Source organism: Parashewanella curva (genome assembly GCF_003675895.1).
Lineage (GTDB): Bacteria > Pseudomonadota > Gammaproteobacteria > Enterobacterales > Shewanellaceae > Parashewanella > Parashewanella curva.
The window spans coordinates 1-12,051 of the sequence record NZ_ML014844.1; the positions used below are offsets into that span (position 1 = coordinate 1).

Genomic DNA, 12,051 nt, shown 5'->3' on the forward strand with positions numbered 1-12,051 from the left:
CATATTAAAACTAAGGTCGTTAAGGTCGAGTGGTGATCTCGAAAAATATTGGGAATATCACAAAAAGCAATCCAAACAGAGGTTATACGGATGTTGATAACTGTGTCGATTTAAAAGACCCACACCCAACGCCAAATAAGCCCTGAAAGTTGCATCTTGAGGTTTCACGAGTATATAAGGGCGTGGGTATACACGCCCTTATAAACAGTAAGCTCATTACACAAAAGAAGAATTATCTTTAAGAATTTCAGTGACAACTTTTTGCAGCTGCTCTCCAGTAAACTTTTGTTTTATTTCTTTTTCCATTAATAGACTAATACACATGTTTGTCATTTCCACACGTCTCTCTTTCATCGTTGTAGTGCTAGGGAAAGTAACACTATCATCAAAAACAAGTAAATTATCTTCTCTCGGTCTTTGCTGCTGAGATGCCCCCTTACTCTTCATTTGATCAAGCACCTCGACTTTGTCGATGTTATTTCCTTGTACCAGGACCACAACACAATCATCACCACTTTGGTCTTGTAAGGACTTAGGCATCCTAAATACAAATGCTGAATTCACATTCGGCGCACCAACAAGAGTATTAGCAATATCATCTGGACTGAGGTTTTCACCATTGATAATGATCGTCTCTTTCATTCGACCTACAATATTAAATGTACCGTCCTTATTGAGTCGACATAGATCACCGGTTCTCAACCAACGGCGACCATCCTTAGAAGTTATAAAAGTTTCAGCTGTTTTTTTGGGATCATTTAAATATTCCTTAGCAAGGTTACAACTGTATATCAGTTCGCCTTCTTCACCCACGGTCGACGATACAGCGTTTGGATCAAAGCCTTCATCCAACAACTTAAATTTAGACTTAGGGACTACGCGTATGTCAGCCCAAGGCAAAGGCAAATAACGATTATCTCCCAGCTTGATACATTGTATTGCCATGCAAACCGAGGACTCTGTCGAACCATATCCTTCAATCAGTGGTGTACCAAAAACTTTCAACACGCGATCTTTCGTGGACTGCACCGTTTTCGAAGCGCCCGAAAGTAAATAAGCAGGTGGATTATCAGCATATTGTGCTTTAAGAGCATCTTCAGCTAGATTAATCATGCCATTGTACAATTTATCCACCCCAAAAATTATATCGTATGGGCCTTGTGCTAGCGATGCTCTTAGCATCTTTGGATCTCTGGGGTTTAAGGTTAGTGTGGTTTCCGCTCCTATCATCGGAGTTAAAGCAAAACCAACACCACAACCGAAGGCATGTGACAATGGTAATGCAAAATGAATTTTAGGGTGATTAGGCATGCCTCTTGCCTCGGCTTTTAACCACAAAGATAAGTGAGCCGCAGTACCAAGCAGATTGCGATGGGTCAATACAATGGCTTTACTCTTACCAGTTGTACCACTGCTAAACAAAATCACCGCAGGATCATCTTTTTGAGGTATGGCTGGATTTGCCAATGTTCGATTTGCATGTAAAAAGTCACCCAAATTTTTCGCACCTTTTGTATGCTCTAACTTCTTAATAAAGGGTAATGGCGCAACAAACTCTTTCAAACTTTGCGCATTCCTCCTGACTTTCACACAATCCCAAATACCAGATTCAAACCTTGTCACTTTTCTTTCTTTTACAAAATTGGAATATTCCGTTCTATCTCCCTCTTCTTTATCAGCAATTCGTCGTAATGCAGAAGTAACGGCTTTAGCCATTGCAGGCACTTTTGAGGCGACAATAATTTTCGGTTCAGTATTTTCAATCTGGTGCTCTAGTTGATGTGTTAATGCCACTTCATCAGTGCTTGGAACAGGAAAGCTAACTGATAACCCAGCTTTCATCGCCGCTATTCCTGTAACAATCATTTGAGGGCAAGACGGCATTACAACCATGATATTATCGCCAACTTTAAGGGTTGAGTTGGGTTGCTGCATTAAATCCTGAAAATAAGCGGCCAAGGCTGAACTTTGCTTGGCAAGCATGCCAAATGTGACATTATGATCCGCATCCCCTCCTCTAAATGCAACCTGATCAGGTGAGCGAGAAGCAATTTCATTCCAACAATCCAGTAATGATTCTAAATTCAATGAATTTACATACTCATCTAAGGTTTTATATTGTTCTACAGCTGCTTTAACACTTTCAGAGTACATACTCGTCCAAGGTCGACTATCCATATCTAGATTCTCAGGCGGGGCAACAACTTCAGCTGTAGGCTCATAATCCAGTTTACTAACTGCCACAACACTATCAGGCTCTTTGGAATGAAAACTTTCTAAAGCACTACTTCTGGATTGAGTAACAGCCATAGGTGATTCACCGTCACCACGACTCAGTTGTGCTTCTTCATTTTTTAAACTTTCTGTTACGGCTTCGGTAGAGACTTGAAAGCTGTCTTGAGCAGGTCTACTCAGCGGCGGGGTTGCACTCATATCGTTACCTTTTTATTCAAAAAAAAGAGAAAACACCATATGAGATCACTACCCTGAAAATAAATATTTTTTCCCTATGAATTAGACGTTAGGCTTCTAATAATATTGCGTTCTAATTTTCCTGAGCCCTCCTGTCTTTGAGCTTAAAACTAAAACCTTTCAATTTTTCAGTGATTTCACGCCATTGGAAAACCAAATCTAAAACTTCAACTTTTACATATTGAGCTTTCTCAAGCGGTTGAGCAGAGAGTAATTCCTTTTTAGATTGAGGTTTGGGTTTGGGTTTATGTTGGCGCTGTGAGTGAGTTTGAAAAAAATCACCTAATGTAGCTTGTGGCACTTGCCGAGGCGGCAACCTTTTCGCCTTTTCGAGGGCTCTCTCTATGTTTGCACTATTATCGGCACCAACAAGAAAGTTTTCTTGAAATCTTCGACTATAGGCATCTCCCTCACCTCGATGAACTCTTTCCCTAATCGGAGGGCAAAATCGCGCAGTCGATGCTGCGCTTTTAGTCTCAGGTAGTTTTACTGTTACAGACCAATATGACTCTTGAATTCTCTGCCTTACCTCATCAGTTTTGGCTATCGATACTTTTTGCTCTTTGGTTTGATAGGTTAACAACGCTGACAATTTCGATTCTCTGTGTTGTAAAGACTCCAAAGTAAGCTCTATTGCGATCTGAAAATCACCCTCTAAGCGTTTTGTATCACTCTGAAGTAATTCAACTAGGGAGGCATTGGCATCTTTTACCATTTCTTCAAATTCTTCTTGCAAGCTCACTAATTGCTGTTGTTGCTGTTGTCGCTCTTGTCTTTTTTGTTTAATACTATTGATTTGCTGTAACTCTAAACTGGTCTGCCATACAGAGCTTAGGTACTTTTTCTTACACCGGACAATGGCCTTAATCAAATCAAAGCTATGGCATAAACAACAATCAATCACATACAGGTGGGCTTTCAATTTATTAGTTGGAGGGTTACGACGATCACTAATATATTCCTTTAAGTCTTTAAGACTCGTTTTGTAAGTTTCCCTAACTTGACTGCCCAGTTGATCTACGATGTCTTCGACCCTAGGAGTGGTTTCAGTAGCAGCAAGTGATAATCCATCCATACTATCGTTTTTTTCTTCCTTAGTTACCATGGGGCGTTTAGCGTTTGCTTTTTTCTTACAGCCTTTCTTGTGCTTTGATTGTTTTTTGGGAGGGTTCGCCCTTGCCTTTGCTTTGTCTTTTTTCATCCATTGGGGAAGTTCATCTTGCCCTTTTTCAAGGATCTGCTGGCTTTCTAACTGCAGTACTCTATCTGCTTCAGCTCGTTCCATAAATTCCGTTTCAAATTTTGAAACCGTATCGATAATTTTAATCACTGCTTCTTTGAATATGTTTACGCCTTCAACAACTGCCTTTAAATGCTGAAACTTAATAGAACTATGCTCATCAGTTCCTTGTGCTCTCTCTTCATCGGTTGCTTCTTCTTGCGCTTTTATATATCGCTGCAGTTCCGGAGTAAAAAGTGCTGAGTATGAATGTTCAAGGGTGCCCTTATGAAAGCTCTGATTCAACATTCGAGCAATGCAAACTGTGTTATAAAAGTCAGGAAAACTCGTATCAGGATCACCAAATGCAGACAGTAGAAAATCACCAAATCGTGTAAGTTCATGAAAATATTCTTCCAACTTCAAGCATGCTCCACCCAGTTGATCTAATTGACTAAAAACAAGCGAGATTAAACTAAAATCATTAGCTCTTAAACAAATCTTGAGTCGTTCAAACCAATATACTTTTGCTTTGGGCTCTATACTTGCGCTCCAGCTATAATCCATAAAATCAAATGCCGATCTGCAATAATCACCAAGAAATAATCTTACTTCTGAGACTTCAGCTTCACTTAATGAATCTTGAGCCACCCATAAAGCATCTGACATTACCCCTAGAGCCAAAATTAAGTTCAGAGCGTGGATGCGAATTGACGGAATATGGTCAGCAAAAATGCCCTGACCGGATAAATAGTTAGGAGGGAACTGCTTATAAATTTTATCAAGACATAATGAATGATCAAATTGCTCGAACCAAAAGTCAATATAGGTTTCGAATAGCTCTCTTACTCTCTTATTTGTTAGGGGCTCGGCCCTAAGCGCTGATACTACATTATTTACTTTAGGGAATTGCTTCTCCGACTTCCACCCCCTTATGCTCAAGATGGAAATCAGGCTTCTAATGTGTTGCAGTCTAATACGAGCGTCATATTGCCCATCATGTAACACATAAACATACTCCACCTTATTTATCTTATTAAAACTACGATAGCCCTCTACAAGCTCTGAAAAGTGCAGATAGAACTGCTGCAATTGAGGCTCATTCAGCTTTTTGGCCATTCTTATTCGGTTGAACTCTTCAAGCGCTGTTCTCAAACCTACAGCAATTAGATTCAATACTTCTGGTCCAGCCTCATCAGAATAACCTCTAATACTTGAGTTTTTACCACTTGCTTGCCTTAACTTATCCATTAAATCGGCTCGACAAAGCTTATTAGAAACATGGTCAGGGTTAAGCGTCATCCGAAACTTTTTATCGCTTGCCGAGGTTGGAAGCTTCTCAAGAGATGGTGTCGTTAATTTATGGCAAACTGCTGTTTGCTCAATATCTTTTAGTTTGGTTATTTTCGATTCATCATGAGAGACACTGGAGTGAAAGCTACCGATTAGTTGTGAAGGATCAACAGGCTTGGCGCACCTTTCATCTACTTCTTGTTTATCAGAGGGGCCATGTTCAAATTCTGGCCAGCACTCTTTAACCAGTTCTGTCGATTCATCTATTGCTGAAGCCATAGCTATTAACTATATACCAATATATTTAATGACTTTTGTAACATAAATGAAGACCGTTGACGGTTAAATTTTGTACATCTCAAAGAAAAGAAATGCTTCATAAAAATCTTATTCAGCAATGGTTAAGCATTTGAATAATATAGTTATGTATTACAATCGTTAACGAATCTTTATCACCTTGTCTAATCTGATAACAAGCAGTCAATTCGCTCAGCCATTTCTAGTAGCACAATCTCTAGGGGTAACTGAAAGTAATAAATATACTTTTGGTTGTAGTTTCCCCATGTCCCCCTATTTGATTAAAACCACGGCTAAGTGCGCTGTACACAGCTTCGTTGCTAATTTTTTTGGCGGACCCATTGCGGCTACAGCTGTAGCAATTACATATTTGGGTGGCAGCATTCTTGACTGTGCTTTCCCTAGCGATGGCAACGATCTCAAAATCGCAACTCACCATGAGCCTAAAAAAAGTAAAAAGTATAGACAGATTGCAGCCTATCAGACACTTCAAAGCCAAAGCACCGGAACAAAAATCACAAAAGAGAGACAGCAAAATATAACATTACGCATAGTTGATAGTTTTTTAAAAGGCCAAGGCTGTACTCAATCAATGATAAAGGCGTCAAAAATACTATTACCTGTAGCAACAAATTATGCAATTTCTTTGGTGATTGTAGGACCTAACTTGAGTATTTTTGAGCAAATTCCCATTGCGCTGCTAGCACGCGCATTACAAGAATACGGTGAAGAAAAACTCAACGAACTACTTAAAGATACGGTTTTAAAAAAAAGTAGAATGTTAAGGTTTGTTACAGTAAAGCTTGTTGGCATTTGTATTCAAAGCAGTGTACATGCCGGATATCAACACTCTAAAGCTTTAGCAATACAAGCTGCATCTAGGGCTCATAAATTTACGATGGATTCATTTACTTCCCATGCAAAGCCTCAGGATTTCGATCCTTTAGCAGCCAAACAAGCATCAACAGCAAACCCTAAATTGCAACCTGTTGACTATCATTTTATAGGAATAATTGATGAAAATAATACTGAGTACTTAACTGATGGTAGGGATTACGTCTCGTATGAGGGAATATCCGCTTTTGAAACAATAGATCCACAAGGTATTCGTGAAGCGTGTAAGACAGTTGATGGACTGGGCAACTCTCACTTCGCAGATGCTGAGTCATCTATTGATATGCTGCACAGAGTCAATGACAAAAAGATAATAGCCAAAATGAGCTGTTATATCAAAATATCACCAGAACAAGTTTCACGCTTGACTGAGGGACAGCAGTTTTTCGTGCCTAAAAGGTACATATTTTCACGTCCTACTTCAAGTGAATTAAAGTACACTCATCCTATAGATAATTGCTTGGTTAAATATGCAGGGAGTACTGATAGCGATGGAGAACTTATCCATCAATTCGGTGTTTATCACCAGCAACCAAAGCCAGAATTTTGTGAAATGCCAATTGAACAAATTTATAAGAAGCTTAAATTAGCTCCAGAAGATCAACAGCAAACTTAATACGGGGAGAATATCAATGGCCAGTCTCGACCCCGTCCAGCTCACAGCTCAAATAAAGCCTAATATTTCAGAAAGAAGCAAAGTTGATGTTCCAAAAGATGGTGCTCCTTTTAAAGACGCAACTTTAACACCTGCAAAGTCCGAAAAAGTCGCTGATTTTTTATCTGTTGAAAACAAAGCCGATGCCAAAATCCCCGCTTCTAAAGCCACAGCAGTTACTCTTTTAAGGCATCACCCTGATCAAATTACTGACTTCCCTGAGTTATCAACAAATCATGACGCAAGCAACCCCCTCATAACCTCAGGAAGAAAACCAAAAACAGAGCATCAAAAAGAAAAAGCTCGAGAAAAAAGAAGGCGAACTAAAGAACGAGCTAAAGAAAGAAAGAAAAACCAAACTTTCGCGAATATCGATGAAAAACAACCCGCCATTTCAGCCTCTGATTCAGAGCCTAAATCTCTTGAAGCAACATCAAGTGTGCAATCACCCGTAGCTAAAACTCAATCGGCAGAATCCTTAAAAAAACCAAGCGAGGTAAGTACACCTGTTTCAGTTAAAGATGCTTACTTTATCAAAGTAAATAAGCTGCAAACTGTTACATCAGAAATCTCTGACAAAGAAAGAGTATCAGCACAACTTGAGACAGAAAAAGATGGATTAAAGCGTCGCCTCGCCGACAGTACGATCAGGCATCAGCGGCAAAGTGGACGATTAAAATCCAGCCAACAAACTTGGGACAGCTCCACACTAAGCTATGAAATAGAAGGATTAAATGCGCTAGCAATAAGCTGCCAAGAATGGCGAGTTTTAGCAAGAAAATTTGCAGCAGGAAATTTATCAGACGAGCTTAAATTTCAACTAAAAGATATACTTGCAAGATATCAAGCATATCTAGAGGCCAATCCCAGTGCACAATATGCCATCTTTAATAAAGGGCAGTGCAACACAGAGGTCCTCAATACTCACCTTTATGTATCATTCACCATTCTCGTTGGATATACCGATTTAGTTGCACAAAGCTCTGATAATTTTGAAGCCTTCGCAAGCCGTTTGTTGCAACAAGAAAAATCTTTAGAGTTGATGGTATCTGAATATCTTGATAATACAGTATTGTTAAACATCCATAAATTACAGGCTCAAACCCAAGTAATTGGAATTTACAATGCTTTCACCACAAGCCAACGGCGACATTGCGTATTTACGCCTGAGCAACTACCAAACATCCAACTCCACTCTAGTGTCACATTATTCTCAGCGGTTGATGTGATAGAGCAGTGTGATGACTTAGGCAATACATTACCTCCAACTCAACAAGCTCTGCTCTATCTTACTCTCAGAAATCAAATCATCGATATATTTGGTGATGAGTTAACCAAAATGGATTGCGTATGGAGCAATTGGGATAAAACAACAAAACCAGAAACACTCAATTACTGGGTATGGCGTTTACGATTTTCTTTACTATGTAATGATTTAATTTCAATGCCATATATCTTTCAGCAATTAGACAAATGTGCCGATGCCGCCATAGACTTATCAATGTTAACGAAGCCCATATCAACATTCACTCAGATCTTGGAGTGTTTCTGGATGAATCATCTTCGAGGAATAAGATTCGACAATACCATCTACCAATTTGTTTTAGCTATAAGAGTCAGTAATGAACAGGGGTTTTTAAAGTTATATGGCGTAAACGATTTTGATTTTACAAGCTCCATAAGCAAATTTGGGGGAGTAGACACAAGCGCCTTATCATCAGAAGAATCAACAAAAGCATTAGCAGAGTTACAAAAATACCAACTGAATCGTAGCTTGCTCGCCTTGTTAGTTCTCTGTCTAAATATTGAAGCAGACTGCAAGATGCAAGAACAGAGAAGTTTTCTTGAAGAAATCAATGCACAGCAACAATATGACGCTTACTTACAAGCAGAATATCAAAAAGCAGAGCAAGCAAAAGCTGAGCTAGAACGGTGGCAAACAAAGCAAAAACCACTCCCCCCCCCCTCACATCATAATAAAAAAACAAAACATCATAAGCGTTCTAAACCTAGTGCTGCTTGCAATAAGCAAAGTACTCATTACGAAATCCCTGACTCACTTTCTGAAGCGGAAACCAAAGACGTTGAAGAAAGTGAATTACTCATGGCATTTACATGCAGTCATACAGATTTAAAATCCAGCTTAGCTGAGTGCATCGAAACGATAGATTCAAAAGAAGATGAATTTAGGAAGCAGCAAGCTCAGTTAAATCTATTAGAAATCTATTTACTCTTAGGTAAAAACATGACTGATAGACTACTATTGCATCGAAGAAAAGTGATGCGATATCAAGAATATTTATCAATTGGGGAGCTAGCTCCAAAGCACTTAGACCACAGTTTTCAACAAGCAATAACTGAACTACCTGAATTAAAATCATCAGCGGACACTTATTTAACAGAAGGCAGAAAAGTATTAAGGGTTATCAACACGTTTGACTTGACTTTACTTCCCAAGGAGTTTTTAACTTCAATCACATTATTAGTTGAGAAAATAAAGCCATTAGAAGATAAATACACCACATTGGAACAATTTACTGTCAATCTCCTTAAGATTTACCAACAAAGGGGGCAGGTATTAAACTTGCACAAAATAAACAAACAAGGACAAGATGGATTAAGGACTATCTCCTTACATAAAGTGACGGTTGAAGTGGCAGCTCAAGCTGATAAAGACATTATTCACTCTATTGCTGATTGGAAACACTTCACTGCACAAACTCGGCTGTTTATCGAAAGTGTTAATTTAGTAGACGAAGAGCAATGGCCAGCACTACCGCCAGCATCAAAACCTAGAGCCAGCCCTAATTAAAGAAGCGATTTGGGTCATGCCATCAAACTGTTATAGTTATGCCATAAAGTGCCCTATACAGCTAAATCATAATCATAACCATGAAACTAAAAAACCTTGCCGCCGTTTGCTTAGCAATGGCTGTCACCACAGCTTGTAACCAAAAAGAAACTGAAACTAACGTGAATAAAACCACTGTACGCTTTGCCACTTTTAATGCCTCATTTGACCGTAAAACCGCGACTCAGCTTGCTGATGAAATGGCGCAAGGCAAACACCAACAAATCAAAAACGTGGCTGAGATCATTCAACGTACTCGCCCTGATGTCCTTTTAATCAATGAATTTGACCATGACGGTATTGGTAAGAATGATCAATCAGTACGAGACTTTTTAAATAACTACTTAGCACAATCCCACAATAGCTCAGAGCCTATTGAGTATCCATATTTCTACATAGCACCAACCAATACAGGACTAGCAGAAGTTGATCTCAATGGTGATGGTAAGGTGACGGTTCCAGCTGATACTTATGGCTTTGGCATGTACCACGGTCAATACGGTTTTATTGTACTTTCAAAATATCCATTAAAGACCGACAACTTGCGTAGCTTCCAGACATTCCTTTGGAAAGATATGCCTAACGCCGCGCTACCAGTGAAAAAAGACGGCTCAAGTTATTATTCGGAACACACGTTAAAGCACATGCGGTTATCATCAAAAAATCACATTGATTTGCCTGTGGCTATTGGCAATAAAACCGTTCATGTACTTGCCATGCACCCAACTCCACCAGTGTTTGATGGACCTGAAGATCGCAATGGACGTCGTAACCATGATGAAATCCGCTTATTCAGCGATTACATCAGCGCTGACAACAATCAATACCTTGTTGATGACCAAGGCAATAAAGGTGGTTTAAAGTCAGATGATGCCTTTGTGGTTATGGGCGATCTTAATGCCGATCCTATTGATGGAGATTCTTATCAGCGATCTATATTGCAGTTATTAAAGCATCCTAGAGTTCACCAAAAAGCGGCTCAATATATTGATGTTCCTTCATCAAAAGGTGGCCTTGCATATAAAACTAAAAAAAGCACTAAAGGTAACCCAGCTTACTGGACTCATACTTTTCCATTGCGTTTAGATTATGCTCTACCGTCATCCAATCTAACCGTTAGTGAAACGGGAGTATTCTGGCCTGAGAAAGGTTCTAAGCTGCGTTACTTAGTTGAAGATAAAAAAGGCAACCAAGGCAAAGCGGTATCTTCTGATCATCGCTTAGTTTGGGTTGATATTAAAATCAGTAAATAACAATATTTGAAACGTGGCTTCGTATTAGGAGCCACGATCCCTCCAATTACTTCTTCCCTTTTTATTCCGCATTCAGATCCACAATTTGGCTTAGTTCTCTTTTCATTCAACATGCAGTGTGTAGCTTTTGCTCAAAACATAGATTTATAACACTGAACATTTATTTTAAGCACAATAAATAATCCCCGCAGCAAGCTGTCTTCGCTACGCTCAGACTTTCGCAAGCGAAAGCGGGGTATTAACATTACCTCTTTGGGTTACAAACCGCAGCGAGCTGCGGGGAATTGAACCCTAAGAGATTAAAAGAATGGCTTGAGTGTAGTGCGAATCAATTTAAACAAATAGATCCAAATTCAACTGAACCACAAAGCCTTGTCGAACGTGAAAAACACCGCACATACAACTTTGACAGCATCGAAGGCGTTTCCTATCAAATTGACGTAACCCAACCGTCCAATTACGACAATGATTGTAAAAAGCTAAATGCAGACGGTGTTAGCAAGCGTATTGTTAATTTAACTTACACCAAAGGTGACACCAAACTTCAAGGTGAAGAATTAGCAGAACAAGACTTTATCGTCGTGACCAACAACTACAGAGCTTATGGTTCAAAGTTCGCGGGAACTGGCAAAGACCATATTGTTGCAGACTATGCCATTGAAAACCGCCAAGTATTGATTGATTACATCAAAGAAAAATCAGGCTATAGAGCTGAGACTGGCGAGTCTTCGAGCGAAGTTGACACTGCTGCCGACAATAACTGGGATTTCAAAAACATCGAAACTGACATCGCTTTAGATATTCGTTTTGAAACGCAAGACAGTAAAAAAGCCGCTGAATTTGTTGAAGCCAACAAACGTCGAGCAATGAAAAAACTGGATGCTAAGGCGAAATATCCAGGCTTTGCGGTTTACAGCATTAATATGAAAAAAATCATAGAAAAGTAAACTTAGAATTTATGTCTCCCTCCTCACTTCTGAGTGAGGGGGATAAGTACCTAACTAAAAGTTATCTCATATTTTGAGCAATAATTATCCAAAATGGTTTCGACTGCTTTTTTGAGTTTCGAGTAAGTTTCGTAAGCACTAATGGATAACCACTCGTATTTGATTTTTCG

General features: G+C 39.3%; 6 protein-coding genes. 4 read left to right on the forward strand and 2 right to left on the reverse strand.

Annotated features, from left to right (window positions below):
- Positions 1-216: 216 nt before the first annotated feature.
- Positions 217-2,433, reverse strand: a complete 2,217-nt coding sequence (locus D5018_RS18890; protein ID WP_121840543.1) for a class I adenylate-forming enzyme family protein — start codon at positions 2,431-2,433, stop codon at positions 217-219.
- A gap of 112 nt (positions 2,434-2,545) precedes the next feature.
- Complete coding sequence (locus D5018_RS18895) at positions 2,546-5,263, reverse strand: hypothetical protein (protein WP_121840544.1); 2,718 nt, start codon at positions 5,261-5,263, stop codon at positions 2,546-2,548.
- A gap of 178 nt (positions 5,264-5,441) precedes the next feature.
- Here D5018_RS18895 and D5018_RS18900 point away from each other — a divergent pair, with 178 nt between their 5' ends.
- The 4 genes from D5018_RS18900 to D5018_RS18915 all read left to right on the forward strand — a co-directional run bounded on the left by D5018_RS18900 (position 5,442) and on the right by D5018_RS18915 (position 11,881).
- The gene (locus tag D5018_RS18900; RefSeq protein WP_165905112.1) at positions 5,442-6,791 is read left to right on the forward strand and encodes a hypothetical protein; all 1,350 of its coding nucleotides are present in this window, start codon (positions 5,442-5,444) and stop codon (positions 6,789-6,791) included.
- 16 nt (positions 6,792-6,807) lie between these two features.
- Positions 6,808-9,642: a hypothetical protein gene (locus tag D5018_RS18905; RefSeq protein ID WP_121840546.1), complete on the forward strand. Its 2,835-nt coding sequence runs from the start codon at positions 6,808-6,810 to the stop codon at positions 9,640-9,642.
- Between the two features lie 80 nt (positions 9,643-9,722).
- Positions 9,723-10,934 carry an endonuclease/exonuclease/phosphatase family protein gene (locus D5018_RS18910; protein WP_121840547.1) on the forward strand — a complete coding sequence of 404 codons (1,212 nt, stop codon included), beginning with the start codon at positions 9,723-9,725 and terminating at the stop codon, positions 10,932-10,934.
- 284 nt (positions 10,935-11,218) lie between these two features.
- Positions 11,219-11,881, forward strand: a complete 663-nt coding sequence (locus tag D5018_RS18915; RefSeq protein ID WP_121840548.1) for a 5'-nucleotidase C-terminal domain-containing protein — start codon at positions 11,219-11,221, stop codon at positions 11,879-11,881.
- Positions 11,882-12,051: the final 170 nt, after the last annotated feature.

What these genes read in the sequence shown, in the direction of transcription:
- D5018_RS18890 (WP_121840543.1), bottom strand. Translation starts at nt 2,433, where the DNA reads ATGAGTGCAACCCCGCCGCTGAGTAGACCTGCTCAAGACAGCTTTCAA.
- D5018_RS18895 (WP_121840544.1), bottom strand. Translation starts at nt 5,263, where the DNA reads ATGGCTTCAGCAATAGATGAATCGACAGAACTGGTTAAAGAGTGCTGG.
- D5018_RS18905 (WP_121840546.1), top strand. Translation starts at nt 6,808, where the DNA reads ATGGCCAGTCTCGACCCCGTCCAGCTCACAGCTCAAATAAAGCCTAAT.
- D5018_RS18910 (WP_121840547.1), top strand. Translation starts at nt 9,723, where the DNA reads ATGAAACTAAAAAACCTTGCCGCCGTTTGCTTAGCAATGGCTGTCACC.